This window comes from Kosakonia sp. H02, from assembly GCA_030704225.1.
Lineage (GTDB): Bacteria > Pseudomonadota > Gammaproteobacteria > Enterobacterales > Enterobacteriaceae > Kosakonia.
In genome coordinates this window covers 1,139,868-1,155,443 of record CP131915.1, presented here as the reverse complement: position 1 = coordinate 1,155,443, position 15,576 = coordinate 1,139,868, and the positions used below count along the sequence as shown (strand labels likewise).

Here is a 15,576-nt window from a genome sequence, read left to right as displayed (position 1 = left end):
TGCTCTTCATTTCGGCCTGCTATTCTAGCGGTCTGATGAATCACGATAAACCCTAATCCTCAGGCCGTGATGCGAGTTCAGGAAAGTGGTAGACTATCCGACTAATTAACCAATGATTTCAGTCCTGGTCGAGCGAACAGGCTGCGCCATAGAATCAACAGCGAGGAGTGTAGTCGCCAATGGCAAATGAAAAGAAACGTGGCTTTTTTTCCTGGCTGGGCTTCGGGCAGAAAGAGCAGGCCGATGAGGCGCAATCCGAAGAGCAGAAAGTAACGGAACAGCCGCTCGAAGAGACACCGGTTGTTGAACCTGCCGCCGACAGCGAAAAATTCGCCGAAGAAGTGGTTGAAGTCAGCGAACAGCTGGCGCACGAAGCGCCGCAACCGCAAGCCGTTGTAGACGAAACGCCGGTGGCAATTGAGCATGAAGAACTGCCGTTGCCGGAAGAGGTTGCAGAGCAGGAGATCGGCGCAGAAGAGTGGCAGGCAGAAGCTGAACCGCTGGTGGAAGAGGTTGTTGAAGATGCGCCACTGAGCGACGAAGAGCTGGACGCGCTGGCGGCTGAAGCGGCCGAAGAAGCCGTCATCGTTGTGCCGGTGGACGAGGCCGTACAGGAGCAAGAGAAGCCAACTAAAGAAGGCTTCTTTGCGCGCCTGAAACGTAGCCTGCTGAAAACAAAAGAAAATCTCGGTTCCGGATTTATCAGTCTGTTCCGTGGGAAAAAGATCGACGATGATCTGTTCGAGGAACTGGAAGAACAGCTTCTTATTGCGGATGTCGGCGTGGAAACTACGCGCAAAATCATCACCAACCTGACGGAAGGTGCAAGCCGCAAGCAGTTGCGTGACGCCGAAGCGCTGTATGGCCTGCTGAAAGATGAGATGAGCGACATCCTCGCGAAAGTCGATGAGCCGCTGAATGTTGAAGGTAAAACGCCGTTTGTTATTTTGATGGTCGGCGTGAACGGCGTGGGTAAAACTACCACTATCGGCAAGCTGGCGCGTCAATTTGAGCAGCAGGGCAAATCGGTGATGCTGGCGGCGGGCGATACGTTCCGTGCGGCGGCGGTTGAGCAACTCCAGGTGTGGGGTCAGCGCAACGATATTCCGGTGATTGCCCAGCATACCGGCGCGGATTCCGCCTCGGTGATTTTTGATGCTATCCAGGCGGCGAAAGCGCGCAATGTGGATGTGCTGATTGCTGACACCGCAGGTCGTCTGCAAAACAAAGCGCACCTGATGGAAGAGCTGAAAAAAATCGTGCGTGTGATGAAAAAGCTGGACGAAAACGCGCCGCATGAAGTGATGCTCACTATCGACGCCAGCACCGGGCAAAATGCGATAAGCCAGGCCAAACTGTTCCACGAGGCGGTGGGGTTAACCGGCATTACGCTGACCAAGCTTGACGGCACCGCCAAGGGCGGCGTTATTTTCTCGGTGGCGGATCAGTTTGGCATTCCTATCCGCTATATCGGTGTCGGCGAACGTATTGAGGATTTACGTCCGTTTAACGCGGGCGATTTTATAGAGGCGCTTTTTGCCCGAGAGGATTAACAATGATTCGCTTTGAACATGTCAGCAAAGCCTATCTCGGTGGGAGACAAGCGTTGCAGGGGGTGACTTTCCACTTGCAACAGGGCGAGATGGCGTTTCTGACCGGGCATTCCGGCGCGGGGAAAAGTACCCTGCTGAAGCTTATCTGTGGGATTGAACGGCCAAGCGCCGGGAAAATCTTTTTCAGCGGCCACGATATTTCCCGTCTGAAAAACCGGGAAGTGCCGTTTTTGCGCCGCCAGATTGGCATGATTTTCCAGGATCACCATCTGTTAATGGATCGCACGGTGTTTGATAACGTGGCGATCCCGCTGATTATTGCGGGCGCAAGCGGGGATGATATTCGCCGTCGCGTATCCGCGGCGCTGGATAAAGTCGGGCTGCTCGACAAAGCGAGAAGCTTCCCGATCCAGCTTTCCGGCGGTGAGCAGCAGCGCGTTGGCATTGCCCGCGCGGTGGTGAATAAACCCGCCGTTTTGCTGGCGGATGAACCGACCGGTAACCTGGATGACGCCTTGTCTGAAGGGATCTTACGTCTGTTCGAAGAATTTAACCGCGTTGGGGTAACGGTGCTGATGGCGACGCACGATCTGGGTCTGATTTCCCGTCGTTCGTACCGCATGTTGAGCCTGAGCGACGGCCATTTGCATGGAGGCATGGCGAGTGAATAAGCGCGACGCACTTAATCATATTCGGCGATTCGGTAATAAGTTCGACCGATTCCGCAAACCCGCTTCGTCCGGCGGCGATGGCAATCGCAACGCGCCCCGGCGTAACAAACCCGCGACCAGAGCGCCTTCGCGTAAAACCAATGTGTTTAACGAGCAGGTGCGCTATGCCTGGCACGGCGCATTGCAGGATCTGAAAAGCAAACCGCTGGCGACGTTCCTGACGGTAATGGTGATTGCCATCTCCCTGACGCTGCCGAGCGTTTGTTACATGGTTTACAAAAACGTCAACCAGGCGGCCTCGCAGTACTATCCGTCGCCGCAAATCACCGTCTATTTTGATAAAGCGCTGGATGATAACGCCGCGCAACAGGTGGTGGGACAGCTTCAGTCCGAGCCGGGAGTGGAAAAGGTTAATTACCTGTCCCGCGAAGATGCGCTCGGCGAGTTTCGTAACTGGTCTGGTTTTGGCGGTGCGTTAGATATGCTGGAAGAAAATCCGCTGCCTGCCGTGGCCGTTGTGGTGCCGAAAATCGATTTTCAGAGCACAGATTCATTGAATACGCTGCGCGATCGCATCACGCGTATTCAGGGGATTGATGAAGTGCGCATGGATGACAGTTGGTTTGCGCGTCTGGCGTCGCTAACCGGGCTGGTCGGGCGCGTATCGGCGATGATTGGTGTCCTGATGGTTGCTGCGGTGTTCCTGGTTATCGGCAACAGCGTGCGGCTGAGTATTTTTGCCCGTCGCGACACCATCAACGTGCAGAAACTGATTGGCGCAACGGATGGGTTTATCCTGCGTCCGTTCCTCTACGGCGGCGCGTTACTCGGTTTCTCCGGGGCATTTCTGTCGTTGATTTTGTCTGAAATTCTGGTGATGCGCCTCTCGTCAGCGGTAACGGACGTAGCAAAAGTGTTTGGTACGCAGTTCGAGCTGAGCGGTTTGTCGTTCGACGAGTGCTTACTGTTGTTATTGGTGTGCTCAATGATTGGCTGGGTCGCCGCCTGGCTGGCCACTGTGCAACATTTACGTCACTTTACTCCGGACTAAAAAAATCTCTGATATACTCCTTCCCTGCACGTGAAGTATTCCCGTAGCAGGGAAGCGTAATATCACTTCTGACATTCCTTGCTCCGGTTTATCATCCTTATGTCACAATTTGTGCGTAATTTATTCACAAGCCTACAAGGAACTTGTGGATAAAATCACTGTCTGATAAAAAAGTGAATGCTATTCTCGTTGCTCAAAGGCGCTGGCATGTTTGTTGCCTGACGGGGACAGACCGCCGCCAGCTGAAAGTGAATTGAGAGGATTTGAATGACCAAAGAAATGCAAACTTTAGCTTTAGCCCCTGTTGGTAACCTGGAATCTTACATCCGGGCCGCTAACGCATGGCCGATGTTAACGGCTGATGAAGAGCGGGCACTGGCTGAAAAGCTGCATTACCAGGGCGATCTGGAAGCAGCGAAAAAGCTGATTCTGTCTCACCTGCGCTTTGTTGTTCATATTGCTCGTAACTACTCGGGCTATGGTCTGCCGCAGGCAGATCTCATCCAGGAAGGAAACATCGGCCTGATGAAAGCCGTACGTCGCTTCAACCCTGAAGTCGGTGTACGTCTGGTTTCTTTCGCCGTGCACTGGATCAAAGCTGAGATCCACGAGTATGTGCTGCGCAACTGGCGTATCGTGAAAGTCGCAACCACTAAAGCACAGCGTAAGCTGTTCTTTAATCTGCGCAAAGCCAAACAGCGTCTGGGCTGGTTCAACCAGGACGAAGTCGAAATGGTTGCCCGTGAACTGGGCGTCACCAGCAAAGACGTGCGTGAAATGGAGTCGCGTATGGCGGCACAGGACATGACGTTTGATATGTCTTCTGACGACGACGCGCAGGACAGCCAGCCGATGGCACCGGTGCTCTACTTGCAGGATAAATCATCTAACTTTGCCGACGGCATTGAAGATGATAACTGGGAAGAGCAAGCGGCCAACAAGCTGACTGATGCGATGCAGGGTCTCGACGAACGTAGCCAACAAATCATCCGTGCCCGCTGGCTGGACGAAGATAATAAGTCCACGCTACAGGAGCTCGCCGACCGTTACGGTGTTTCCGCCGAACGTGTGCGACAACTCGAAAAGAACGCGATGAAAAAACTGCGCGCCGCTATCGAAGCGTAAGCGAATGCAGTAAAAAAGCCGGGTCAGCGCAAGCTCTCCCGGCTTTTTGTTATCTGATTTATCCCGCCTCTGTCACATCATAAGAAGAAAGCTGTCCTGTCGGTGTGTTTCCGCTTGCGCGAGACTGAGCGAAACATCGCCTTGCCAAAGGCGCTATATACTTGGTAAGCGGGCATACACAGACAGGGGGCAATCAAGGTGAAGAATAACGAATTACATCAGCGCCGTTTACAGGCGACGCCGCGTGGGATTGGGGTGATGTGTGGTTTTTACGCCGAGAAAGCGGAAAACGCCACGCTGTGGGATGTCGAAGGCAACGAGGTTATCGACTTTGCCGCCGGGATTGCGGTGCTCAACACCGGACACCGTCATCCCAAAGTGATGGCGGCGGTTGAAAAACAGTTGCAGGCATTTACCCATACCGCGTACCAAATCGTTCCTTATGAAAGCTATGTTTCGCTGGCAGAGCGCATTAATGCGCGCGTACCGGTTGAAGGCCCGGCGAAAACCGCCTTTTTCTCTACCGGTGCGGAAGCGGTAGAAAACGCGGTGAAAATTGCCCGCGCGTATACCAGGCGTCCTGGTGTTATTACCTTCGGCGGTGGTTTTCATGGCCGCACCTTTATGACGATGGCGCTGACGGGCAAAGTCGCGCCGTACAAAATCGGCTTCGGCCCGTTTCCCGGTTCGATTTATCATGCCCAGTATCCAAACGCGCTGCACGGTGTCAGCACGAAAGAGGCGCTGAAAAGCCTGGAGCGGATTTTCAAAGCGGATATCGCAGCGGATCAGGTCGCGGCTATTTTGCTCGAACCCGTACAGGGTGAAGGCGGGTTTAATGTCGCCCCGGCGGATTTTATGCAGGCGCTGCGTAAGCTGTGCGATACCCACGGTATCCTGCTGATTATTGACGAAGTGCAGAGCGGTTTTGCCCGTACTGGCAAGCTGTTTGCGAGCGAGTATTATGACGTCAAACCGGATCTCATCACCATGGCGAAAAGCCTTGCCGGCGGTTTGCCGCTATCAGCAGTTGCCGGGCGTGCAGAAGTGATGGATGCACCTGCGCCTGGTGGGCTTGGCGGTACATATGCGGGCAACCCGCTGGCGGTCGCGGCAGCGCATGCGGTACTTGATGTTATCGACGAAGAAAACCTGTGCGAACGCGCTACCCAGTTGGGCAAAGATCTGGTCGAAGTGTTAACCCATGCGAAGGCGCAATGTCCGTATATTGCCGATATCCGCGCGCAGGGTTCGATGGTGGCGGTGGAGTTTAACGATCCGCAAACCGGCGCGCCGTCGGCGGAATTTACCAAACAGGTGCAGGATAAAGCCCTGGCGGCCGGGCTGTTATTGCTCAGTTGCGGTGTTTACGGCAACGTTATCCGCTTCCTCTACCCGTTAACCATTCCGGAAGATCAATTCCGCAAAGCGCTGGATATTATCCATCAGTCGCTGACCTGCTAATTATTCAGCCGCCTTATGGGCGGCTTTCTCCTTTTCTGTCATCTGTCTGTCGCATAACCATCAAAATTGTTATTCCTTATTCCGAAAAATGGGGTATGTTTTAGCAGAGTATGCTGCTCAGGCACCGGCAGTATGGCTGAAAACAACTATCATATCCTTTGCTTATGATGATAAGCAGAGTAATGTGCCGCACAACAACATCACAACAATTGCAATAACCATAACAATGGGGAAACTCAGGATGAAAATGAAGGGTAAAGCGTTACTGGCAGGATGTATTGCGTTAGCAATGAGCAACGTGGCATTCGCCAAAGATATCAAAGTTGCCGTTGTCGGCGCCATGTCCGGTCCGGTTGCGCAGTATGGTGACCAGGAATTTACCGGCGCTGAGCAGGCTATTGCTGATATCAACGCGAAAGGCGGCATCAAAGGCGACAAGCTGGTTGCGGTGAAATATGACGATGCCTGCGACCCGAAACAAGCGGTTGCAGTCGCTAACAAAGTGGTTAACGACGGCATCAAATACGTTATCGGCCACCTGTGCTCCTCTTCTACTCAGCCTGCGTCTGATATCTATGAAGACGAAGGTATTTTGATGATCACGCCTGCGGCAACCGCGCCTGAGCTGACCGCGCGTGGTTATAAATTGACGCTGCGTACTACCGGTCTGGATTCTGACCAGGGCCCGACCGCTGCAAAATACATCCTGGAGAACGTGAAGCCGCAGCGCATCGCGGTTATCCATGACAAGCAGCAGTACGGCGAAGGCCTGGCGCGCGCTGTTCAGGATGGCCTGAAAAAAGGCGGCGCGAATGTGGTCTTCTTCGACGGTATCACCGCCGGTGAGAAAGACTTCTCTACGCTGGTAGCGCGTCTGAAAAAAGAGAATATCGACTTCGTTTATTACGGCGGTTATCACCCGGAAATGGGTCAGATCCTGCGCCAGGCGCGCGCCGCAGGCCTGAAAACCCAGTTTATGGGGCCGGAAGGTGTGGCGAACGTGTCGCTGTCTAACATCGCTGGCGAATCTGCCGAAGGCATGCTGGTTACCAAACCGAAGAACTACGATCAGGTTCCGGCGAACAAACCAATTGTGGACGCGATCAAAGGCAAGAAACAGGATCCGAGCGGTGCATTTGTGTGGACCACCTACGCCGCATTGCAATCGCTGGCCGCTGGCCTGAATCAGTCTGATGACCCGACCGGGATCGCCACCTGGCTGAAAGGCCATTCAGTGGATACCGTGATGGGGCCGCTGACATGGGATGAGAAAGGCGATCTGAAAGGTTTCGAATTCGGCGTGTTCACATGGCACGCGAATGGTACCGCAACCGATGCTAAGTAACTGATATTGTGCCGGGTGGCGGCTTCGCCTTACCCGGCCTGTTCGCTCGATTGTAGGCCTGATAAGCGCAGCGCCATCAGGCAATCATACTGTCGGGCATTTATCGTTTTTCCCAGCCATTTTCCTGTGCAGTAAAGCCCAGCGCCTGAGCGAATGCGGCCATCACACTGCGATCTTCGACGCCGATATCGGCAATCCACCAACTATTGATCGAGGGGTTATCGCGGATGACCTCTTCCACCAGATATTGCCCCACCCCACGACGGCGGGTGACATCCCGTACGCGCAGGGAATCCAGCGCGCCTTCAGTGCCGCGCAACGTTACACGCACAGCGGCCAGCAGGCGGTCATTAAAACGTGCCGCGTAAATACGGTGTGTGTCGTCAACAATAAGCGAGGCGGCCGAATATTCCGGCCAGACTTTCGCTAAATCAATGTGATCCTGCTCGGTGAAACTCTCCAGTCGAACGATCGTTAATTTCATCTACAGCTTGTCCAAAACGCGAAACATCGTGTGAGTGTAATCAATTTCACATAGCGGGGCCTGAGACTTTTTTTATTTTGATTCTACAGGTGAATAGTTTTACCGCAGCCGCGCGAATAGCGTGAAACATTAGAGATCGAAAAACAGACAGCATTTTAACCTGACTGGTAGCGTTTTATTCCGCGTATTGTCCCGTTATTTTATGCTGGCATCGGGGGCTTTTTTTGTTTATCTCGGATTAAATACAGAATATTATCTCTGCTTAATCGCCTGAAAAATAGAGGATTTAGTGTGGTTTTTGCCAAAATACTACGCTAAACCATTAAAGGCACTGGTAAAAATAGCGTTGTGCATTAAAAGTACAGAATGCTTTTTAACCATAAAAAAACAAAATATTCACACATCATCACGAACACGAATGGGGAAGATCTCGAATGAAAAGGAACGCGAAGACATTAATCGCGGGAATGGTTGCACTTGCGATGTCTCACGCGGCGATGGCGAAGGATATTAACGTCGCGGTTGTTGGGGCGATGTCCGGTCCGGTTGCGCAATGGGGCGACATGGAATTTAACGGCGCGCGCCAGGCTATTGCAGATATCAATGCCAAAGGCGGAATCAAAGGCGACAAACTGGTCGCTGTCGAATACGACGATGCCTGTGACCCGAAACAAGCCGTGGCCGTGGCGAACAAAATCGTTAACGACGGCGTGAAATATGTGATTGGCCACCTCTGCTCATCATCCACCCAACCCGCGTCTGATATTTACGAAGACGAAGGGATTTTGATGATCACGCCTGGCGCGACCAACCCGGAACTCACCCAGCGCGGCTATCAGCACATTATGCGCACCGCCGGTCTGGACTCTTCTCAGGGGCCGACCGCCGCGAAATACATTCTGAACACCGTCAAACCGCAACGTATCGCTATCATTCATGATAAGCAGCAATACGGCGAAGGGCTGGCGCGTTCCGTGCAAGAAGGGTTGAAAGCAGGAAACGCGAATGTGGTCTTCTTCGACGGAATTACCGCCGGTGAGAAAGATTTTTCTGCGCTTATTGCACGTCTGAAAAAAGAAAATATCGATTTTGTCTACTACGGTGGTTATTACCCGGAGATGGGACAAATGCTGCGCCAGGCGCGCGCCAATGGCCTGAAAACCCACTTTATGGGGCCGGAAGGCGTCGGTAACTCCTCGCTGTCGAACATTGCGGGCGATGCGGCAGAAGGCATGCTGGTGACCATGCCGAAGCGCTATGACCAGGATCCGGCAAACCAGCGTATCGTTGATGCCCTGAAAGCAGAGAAAAAAGATCCGAGCGGCCCGTATGTGTGGATCACCTACGCTGCGGTACAGTCGCTGGCAACCGCGCTGGAGCGTACCGGCAGCAGTGAGCCGCTGGCGCTTATCAAAGATTTAAAAGCCAACGGGGCTAAAACCGTAATTGGGCCGCTGAACTGGGATGAAAAAGGCGATCTGAAGGGATTTGAATTTGGTGTCTTCCAATGGCACGCCGATGGTTCGTCTTCCGTGGCGAAATAACTGTCATCCCTCTCTCCGGGCGCAATGTCCGGAGAGATTTTAGAAGGTTATGTTATGTCTGAGCAGTTTCTCTATTTCTTGCAGCAGATGTTTAACGGCGTAACGCTGGGCAGCACCTATGCACTGATCGCCATCGGTTACACCATGGTTTACGGCATTATCGGCATGATCAACTTCGCCCACGGCGAGGTCTACATGATCGGCAGTTATGTCTCCTTTATGATTATCGCCGCGCTGATGATGATGGGCATCGACACCAGTTGGCTGCTGGTGGGCGCAGGTTTCGTTGGCGCAATTATCATTGCCAGCGCCTACGGCTGGAGCATCGAACGGGTCGCTTACCGCCCGGTTCGCAGCTCCAAGCGCTTGATTGCGCTGATCTCCGCCATCGGGATGTCCATCTTCCTGCAAAACTACGTCAGCCTGACCGAAGGTTCGCGTGATGTGGCCTTACCGAGCCTGTTTAACGGCCAGTGGACGGTGGGTAGCAGCGAAAACTTCGCCGCCACCATTACCACCATGCAGTTGGTTATCTGGATTGTGACCTTTATCGCCATGCTCGCACTGACGTTGTTCATTCGTTATTCGCGTATGGGCCGCGCCTGCCGTGCCTGTGCGGAAGATTTGAAAATGGCCAGCCTGCTTGGCATCAATACCGACCGCGTTATCGCGCTCACCTTCGTTATCGGTGCTGCCATGGCGGCGGTGGCGGGCGTATTGCTCGGCCAGTTCTATGGCGTTATCAATCCCTATATCGGCTTTATGGCTGGCATGAAGGCGTTTACCGCAGCGGTATTAGGCGGTATTGGCAGTATTCCTGGCGCGATGATCGGTGGCCTGATCCTCGGCGTGGCGGAATCCCTCTCTTCGGCGTACCTGAGCACGGAATATAAAGATGTGGTCTCGTTCGCGCTGTTGATTGTGGTGTTGCTGGTCATGCCGACCGGCATTCTGGGCCGCCCGGAGGTTGAAAAAGTATGAAACCGATGCATTTTGCGATGGCGCTGCTCTCCGCCGTCATGTTCTTCGTGCTGGCGGGCGTCTTTATGGGCGTGCAACTGGAGCTGAGCGGGACCAAACTGGTGGTCGACACCGCTGCGGATATCCGCTGGCAGTGGATCTTTATTGGCACGGCGGTGGTCTTTTTCTTCCAGTTATTACGCCCTGTTTTCCAGAAAAGCCTGAAAGGCATTTCCGGGCCGAAATTTGTCCTGCCAGCGATTGACGGTTCGACGGTCAAACAGAAGCTGTTCCTGCTGGCGTTGCTGGTCGCAGCCGTGGCATGGCCGTTTGTCGTGTCGCGTGGCACGGTCGATATCGCCACCATGACGATGATTTATATCATCCTCGGCCTTGGGCTAAACGTGGTCGTCGGGCTTTCTGGCTTGCTGGTTCTGGGCTACGGCGGTTTTTACGCTATCGGCGCGTATACCTTTGCGCTGTTGAACCACTATTACGGCCTCGGCTTCTGGACCTGTCTGCCGCTGGCGGGGTTAGTTTCTGCTGCCGCCGGGTTCCTGCTTGGCTTCCCGGTGCTGCGTTTGCGCGGTGACTATCTGGCGATTGTGACGCTGGGCTTCGGCGAAATCGTCCGTATCCTGCTGCTGAACAATACCGAAGTGACCGGCGGGCCAAACGGCATCAGTCAGATCCCAAAACCGACGCTGTTTGGCCTGGAGTTCAGCCGTTCTGCGCGTGAAGGTGGCTGGGATACCTTCAGCAACTTCTTTAACGTGAAATATGATCCGAGCGATCGCGTGGTGTTCCTCTATCTGGTCGCGCTGCTGCTGGTGGTGGTGACGTTATTCGTGATTAACCGCCTGTTGCGTATGCCGCTGGGCCGCGCGTGGGAAGCGCTGCGCGAAGATGAAATTGCCTGTCGTTCCCTGGGTCTGAACCCGACGCGCATCAAGCTGACGGCGTTCACCATCAGCGCCGCGTTCGCCGGTTTTGCCGGAACGCTGTTTGCTGCGCGCCAGGGCTTTGTCAGCCCGGAATCCTTCACCTTCGCTGAATCTGCCTTTGTGCTGGCGATTGTGGTGTTGGGCGGTATGGGATCGCAGTTTGCGGTGATCCTCGCCGCAATTCTGCTGGTGGTTTCCCGTGAACTGATGCGTGATTTCAATGAATACAGCATGTTAATGCTGGGTGGTTTGATGGTACTGATGATGATCTGGCGTCCGCAAGGCTTGCTGCCGATGACCCGTCCGCAGTTGAAATTGAAAAACGGGCAAGCGAAAGGAGAGCAGGCATGAGTCAGCCACTGTTATCCGTAAACGGCCTGATGATGCGTTTTGGTGGTCTGCTGGCTGTGAACGATGTCTCGCTGGAGCTTAAGGCGCAGGAGATTGTCTCGCTGATTGGCCCGAACGGCGCGGGGAAAACCACGGTGTTCAACTGCCTGACCGGTTTTTATAAACCCACCGGCGGCACCATTATGCTGCGTGACCAGCATCTCGAAGGGCTGCCGGGTCAGCAAATCGCGCGCATGGGCGTAGTGCGAACCTTCCAGCACGTGCGGCTATTCCGTGAAATGACGGTGATTGAAAACCTCCTGGTCGCGCAACATCAGCAGTTAAAAACCGGCGTTTTTTCCGGATTGCTGAAAACCCCGGCCTTTCGCCGTGCGCAGAGCGAAGCGCTGGATCGCGCCGCGACCTGGCTGGAGAGGATTGGTTTGTTAGCACACGCTAACCGCCAGGCCAGTAACCTGGCTTACGGTGACCAGCGTCGCCTTGAGATTGTCCGCTGCATGGTGACGCAGCCGGAGATCCTGATGCTGGATGAACCGGCGGCAGGGTTAAATCCGAAAGAAACCAAAGAGCTGGACGAGCTGATCGTCGAGTTACGTAACCATCACAACACCACCATCCTGCTGATTGAGCATGATATGAAACTGGTGATGGGCATTTCTGACCGGATTTATGTGGTGAACCAGGGCACGCCGCTGGCGAACGGGACGCCGGAAGAGATTCGTAACAACCCGGACGTCATTCGGGCATACCTGGGTGAGGCATAAGATGGAAAAAGTGATGTTATCTTTTGACAAAGTCAACGCTCACTACGGCAAGATCCAGGCGCTGCACGATGTCAGCTTGCACATTAATCAGGGCGAAATTGTCACCCTGATTGGCGCGAACGGCGCGGGGAAAACGACGCTGCTCGGTACGCTGTGTGGTGATCCGCGCGCCACCAGCGGGCGCATTGTGTTTGATGGTAAAGACATTACCGACTGGCAAACCGCGAAAATCATGCGTGAAGCGGTGGCGATTGTGCCGGAAGGCCGCCGCGTGTTCTCGCGCATGACCGTGGAAGAGAACCTGGCGATGGGCGGTTTCTTTGCCGACCGCGATCAGTATCAATCTCGCATCAAATGGGTTTACGAGCTGTTTCCGCGTCTGCACGAGCGCCGCATTCAGCGCGCAGGAACGATGTCCGGCGGCGAACAGCAGATGCTGGCGATTGGCCGCGCGTTAATGAGCCAGCCGCGTTTGTTGCTGCTCGATGAACCGTCGCTTGGTCTTGCGCCCATCATCATTCAGCAGATTTTCGACACCATTGAGCAGTTGCGCAAAGAAGGGATGACCATCTTCCTGGTAGAGCAGAACGCCAACCAGGCGCTGAAGCTTGCCGACCGCGGCTATGTGCTGGAAAACGGTCACGTGGTGCTGGAAGATACCGGCGAAGCGCTATTGGCGAACGAAGCGGTGCGCAGCGCTTATCTTGGCGGGTAACTCGTTGATGTAATAGCAATTAAACCGGTCTCGCAAGGACCGGTTTTTTGTCTTAAAAACGAGGTTCAACAATGCAGCCTGGCGGTTTAATGGGATATGATGCGGGCGGCGCTTGAGGCTTTTTGCCTCATGAGCATTCGTAGAAAGCTGTGTGGCAGAACGAAGAAAGCCCCGAGTCAATTTTTCAATTAACCCGAGGCTACCCGTATGCCCAGACAGCATCAGCGTAGCTTCTTACCCGCCGGAAGGCAAGGAGTTGCAGGCTATGAAGCTACCGCAGACCTTTATCTGGTGCGTGTTTATCCTGTGTTTCACACTGCTGATATTCACTTACCTGACGCGGAAATCGCTGTGCGAAATTCGCTACAAGGATACAGACAGGGAGGTGTCGGCTTTAATGGATTACGAATCCGCTAAGTAGCAACCGGGTGCAGGGAGCAATACATGCCTTTCAGGTGGTGATAGCGTCGTGGCATAGTCCCCGAGCGCCGTTTAAAGGGCTTCTCTGATCGCGGAGAAGCCCTTTTTTATTAGTGAAAACAGTAATATATACGATCGGTTTTTATCTTAAAAACGAGGTTCAGCAATGCAGCCTGGCGGTTTATTGGGATATGATGCGGGCGGCGCTTGAGGCTTTTTGCCTCATGAGCATTCATAGAAAGCTGTGTGGCAGAAAGAAGAAAGCCCCGAGTCAATTTTTCAATTAACCCGAGGCTACCAACATGTCAGACAACATCAGCGTAGCCTCTTACCCGCTGAAAGGCAAGGAGTTGCAGGCTATGAAGTTACCGCAGACCTTTATCTGGTGCGTGTTTATCCTGTGTTTCACACTGCTGATATTCACTTACCTGACGCGGAAATCGCTGTGCGAAATTCGCTACAAGGATACAGACAGGGAGGTGGCGGCTTTAATGGCTTACGAATCCGGTAAGTAGCAACCTGGGGCAGGGAGCAATCCCTGCCTTTCAGGTGGTGATAGCGTCGTGGCATATTCCCCGAGCGCCGTTTAAAGGGCTTCTCTGTTTGCAGGGAAGCCCTTTTACTTTTCCCGCCATTTTTCATTCACCTGACTATCATCCTGCCGACATTTTCCTGACGCCTGGTTGTCATGTTTTTGTAATTAAATAGTTATTTTTCTGTCATTCGAGCGTGTCATGTTACCTCGCGAGCACAAACGCGTGATAACGCGCACCCCTTATAACAAGAGAGAGCACAATGACAACGTTACGACATACAGCTTTGGGTCTGGCGCTGGGATTCGTTTTTGCAGGCAACGCCATGGCCGCAACCACTATTCCGTTCTGGCATTCCATGGAAGGGGAGTTAGGTAAAGAAGTTGACTCCCTGGCGCAACGTTTCAATGAAACCCACCCGGATTACAAAATTGTGCCGGTGTATAAGGGTAACTATGAGCAGAGCCTGAGCGCAGGCATCGCCGCCTTCCGTACTGGCAATGCGCCGGCTATTTTGCAGGTTTACGAAGTCGGTACCGCCACCATGATGGCTTCCAAAGCCATCAAACCGGTGTACCAGGTCTTTAAAGATGCGGGCATTAGCTTCGATGAAAGCCAGTTCGTGCCGACCGTTTCGGGTTATTACACTGATTCCAAAACTGGCCATTTGCTCTCTCAGCCGTTTAACAGCTCAACGCCAGTGCTGTATTACAACAAAGACGCCTTCAAAAAAGCGGGCCTGAACCCGGATCAGCCGCCGAAAACCTGGCAGGACCTGGCCGAATACACCACGAAGCTGAAAGCCGCCGGGATGAAGTGCGGCTACGCCAGCGGCTGGCAGGGCTGGATCCAGATTGAAAACTTCAGCGCCTGGCACGGCCTGCCAGTGGCGACCAAAAATAACGGCTTTGATGGTACGGACGCTGTACTGGAGTTCAACAAGCCGGAGCAGGTGAAACACATCGCCATGCTGGAAGATCTCAATAAGAAAGGGGATTTCAGCTACTTCGGTCGTAAAGATGAATCCACCGAGAAGTTCTATAACGGCGATTGCGCCATCACCACCGCCTCTTCCGGCTCGCTGGCCGATATCCGTCATTACGCTAAGTTCAACTACGGTGTCGGCATGATGCCATACGATGCTGACGTAAAAGGTGCACCGCAAAACGCCATTATCGGCGGGGCAAGCCTGTGGGTGATGCAGGGCAAAGATGACGCGACTTACAAAGGCGTGGCGCAGTTCCTCGACTTCCTGACGAAACCGGAAAATGCAGCGGAATGGCACCAGAAGACCGGTTACCTGCCGATCACCACGGCCGCTTATGACCTGACGCGTCAGCAGGGCTTCTATGACAAAAATCCGGGTGCCGATATTGCGACGCGCCAGATGCTGAACAAGCCGCCGTTAGCCTTCACCAAAGGCATGCGTCTGGGCAATATGCCGCAGATCCGCACCATTGTGGATGAAGAGCTGGAAAGCGTGTGGACCGGCAAGAAAACCCCGCAGCAAGCGCTGGATTCCGCCGTTGAGCGTGGCAACCAGTTGCTGCGTCGCTTCGAGCAGTCTACTAAGTCTTAATGTAGAAATGCCGGATGGCGCTGCGCTTATCCGGCCTACAAATCCAGCCCGTAGGCCGGGTAAGGCGTAGCCG

General features: G+C 53.8%; 15 protein-coding genes and 2 pseudogenes. 16 read left to right on the top strand and 1 reads right to left on the bottom strand.

Annotated features, from left to right (window positions below; translation table 11 throughout):
* The first annotated feature begins 179 nt into the window (after positions 1 to 179).
* From ftsY to Q5705_05475, 6 genes are all read left to right on the top strand, one after another.
* Entirely contained in the window at positions 180 to 1,553 is a 1,374-nt protein-coding gene (ftsY, locus tag Q5705_05500) for a signal recognition particle-docking protein FtsY (GenBank protein WLI78010.1), read from the top strand.
* 2 nt (positions 1,554 to 1,555) lie between these two features.
* Entirely contained in the window at positions 1,556 to 2,224 is a 669-nt protein-coding gene (gene ftsE, locus Q5705_05495) for a cell division ATP-binding protein FtsE (GenBank protein ID WLI78009.1), read from the top strand.
* A complete protein-coding gene (gene ftsX / locus Q5705_05490; GenBank protein ID WLI78008.1) occupies positions 2,217 to 3,275 on the top strand; it encodes a permease-like cell division protein FtsX in 1,059 nt (352 codons plus the stop codon). The genes ftsE and ftsX overlap by 8 nt, the downstream gene beginning before the upstream one ends.
* Before the next feature lie 267 nt (positions 3,276 to 3,542).
* Positions 3,543 to 4,400: an RNA polymerase sigma factor RpoH gene (gene rpoH, locus Q5705_05485; GenBank protein WLI78007.1), complete on the top strand. Its 858-nt coding sequence runs from the start codon at positions 3,543 to 3,545 to the stop codon at positions 4,398 to 4,400.
* Positions 4,401 to 4,598: 198 nt separating this feature from the next.
* On the top strand, positions 4,599 to 5,864 hold the full coding sequence (locus Q5705_05480; GenBank protein WLI78006.1) for a 4-aminobutyrate--2-oxoglutarate transaminase: 1,266 nt from the start codon (positions 4,599 to 4,601) through the stop codon (positions 5,862 to 5,864).
* Between the two features lie 241 nt (positions 5,865 to 6,105).
* Positions 6,106 to 7,209 carry a branched-chain amino acid ABC transporter substrate-binding protein gene (locus tag Q5705_05475; GenBank protein WLI78005.1) on the top strand — a complete coding sequence of 368 codons (1,104 nt, stop codon included), beginning with the start codon at positions 6,106 to 6,108 and terminating at the stop codon, positions 7,207 to 7,209.
* A 100-nt stretch (positions 7,210 to 7,309) separates the two neighbouring features.
* Here the strand turns inward: Q5705_05475 and panM are convergent, their stop codons facing one another.
* A complete protein-coding gene (gene panM, locus Q5705_05470; GenBank protein ID WLI78004.1) occupies positions 7,310 to 7,693 on the bottom strand; it encodes an aspartate 1-decarboxylase autocleavage activator PanM in 384 nt (127 codons plus the stop codon).
* A 434-nt stretch (positions 7,694 to 8,127) separates the two neighbouring features.
* Here panM and livK point away from each other — a divergent pair, with 434 nt between their 5' ends.
* The 10 genes and pseudogenes from livK (at position 8,128) to ugpB (ending at position 15,503) form a co-directional block, all read left to right on the top strand.
* Positions 8,128 to 9,237: a high-affinity branched-chain amino acid ABC transporter substrate-binding protein LivK gene (gene livK, locus Q5705_05465; GenBank protein WLI78003.1), complete on the top strand. Its 1,110-nt coding sequence runs from the start codon at positions 8,128 to 8,130 to the stop codon at positions 9,235 to 9,237.
* Between the two features lie 54 nt (positions 9,238 to 9,291).
* Positions 9,292 to 10,218, top strand: a complete 927-nt coding sequence (livH, locus tag Q5705_05460) for a high-affinity branched-chain amino acid ABC transporter permease LivH (GenBank protein ID WLI78002.1) — start codon at positions 9,292 to 9,294, stop codon at positions 10,216 to 10,218.
* A complete protein-coding gene (locus Q5705_05455) occupies positions 10,215 to 11,492 on the top strand; it encodes a high-affinity branched-chain amino acid ABC transporter permease LivM (GenBank protein WLI78001.1) in 1,278 nt (425 codons plus the stop codon). The genes livH and Q5705_05455 overlap by 4 nt, the downstream gene beginning before the upstream one ends.
* A complete protein-coding gene (livG, locus tag Q5705_05450) occupies positions 11,489 to 12,256 on the top strand; it encodes a high-affinity branched-chain amino acid ABC transporter ATP-binding protein LivG (protein WLI78000.1) in 768 nt (255 codons plus the stop codon). The genes Q5705_05455 and livG overlap by 4 nt, the downstream gene beginning before the upstream one ends.
* Before the next feature lies 1 nt (position 12,257).
* Positions 12,258 to 12,971 (top strand): high-affinity branched-chain amino acid ABC transporter ATP-binding protein LivF, encoded by a 714-nt coding sequence (gene livF, locus Q5705_05445; GenBank protein WLI77999.1) that lies wholly within the window; start codon positions 12,258 to 12,260, stop codon positions 12,969 to 12,971.
* Between the two features lie 207 nt (positions 12,972 to 13,178).
* A pseudogene (locus Q5705_05440) lies at positions 13,179 to 13,325 on the top strand (DUF5431 family protein).
* A complete protein-coding gene (locus tag Q5705_05435) occupies positions 13,267 to 13,392 on the top strand; it encodes a type I toxin-antitoxin system Hok family toxin (protein ID WLI77998.1) in 126 nt (41 codons plus the stop codon). The pseudogene Q5705_05440 and the gene Q5705_05435 overlap by 59 nt, the downstream one beginning before the upstream one ends.
* Before the next feature lie 243 nt (positions 13,393 to 13,635).
* A pseudogene (locus tag Q5705_05430) lies at positions 13,636 to 13,839 on the top strand (DUF5431 family protein).
* Positions 13,781 to 13,906: a type I toxin-antitoxin system Hok family toxin gene (locus Q5705_05425; GenBank protein WLI77997.1), complete on the top strand. Its 126-nt coding sequence runs from the start codon at positions 13,781 to 13,783 to the stop codon at positions 13,904 to 13,906. Before Q5705_05430 ends, Q5705_05425 begins: the two are co-directional and overlap by 59 nt.
* 280 nt (positions 13,907 to 14,186) lie before the next feature.
* A complete protein-coding gene (gene ugpB / locus Q5705_05420; GenBank protein WLI77996.1) occupies positions 14,187 to 15,503 on the top strand; it encodes a sn-glycerol-3-phosphate ABC transporter substrate-binding protein UgpB in 1,317 nt (438 codons plus the stop codon).
* Positions 15,504 to 15,576: the final 73 nt, after the last annotated feature.

Excerpts from the sequence above, each read along its gene's own strand:
- ftsY (WLI78010.1), top strand. The coding sequence starts at position 180 with ATGGCAAATGAAAAGAAACGTGGCTTTTTTTCCTGGCTGGGCTTCGGG.
- ftsE (WLI78009.1), top strand. The coding sequence starts at position 1,556 with ATGATTCGCTTTGAACATGTCAGCAAAGCCTATCTCGGTGGGAGACAA.
- rpoH (WLI78007.1), top strand. The coding sequence starts at position 3,543 with ATGACCAAAGAAATGCAAACTTTAGCTTTAGCCCCTGTTGGTAACCTG.
- Q5705_05475 (WLI78005.1), top strand. The coding sequence starts at position 6,106 with ATGAAAATGAAGGGTAAAGCGTTACTGGCAGGATGTATTGCGTTAGCA.
- panM (WLI78004.1), bottom strand. The coding sequence starts at position 7,693 with ATGAAATTAACGATCGTTCGACTGGAGAGTTTCACCGAGCAGGATCAC.
- livK (WLI78003.1), top strand. The coding sequence starts at position 8,128 with ATGAAAAGGAACGCGAAGACATTAATCGCGGGAATGGTTGCACTTGCG.
- livH (WLI78002.1), top strand. The coding sequence starts at position 9,292 with ATGTCTGAGCAGTTTCTCTATTTCTTGCAGCAGATGTTTAACGGCGTA.
- Q5705_05455 (WLI78001.1), top strand. The coding sequence starts at position 10,215 with ATGAAACCGATGCATTTTGCGATGGCGCTGCTCTCCGCCGTCATGTTC.
- livG (WLI78000.1), top strand. The coding sequence starts at position 11,489 with ATGAGTCAGCCACTGTTATCCGTAAACGGCCTGATGATGCGTTTTGGT.
- livF (WLI77999.1), top strand. The coding sequence starts at position 12,258 with ATGGAAAAAGTGATGTTATCTTTTGACAAAGTCAACGCTCACTACGGC.
- ugpB (WLI77996.1), top strand. The coding sequence starts at position 14,187 with ATGACAACGTTACGACATACAGCTTTGGGTCTGGCGCTGGGATTCGTT.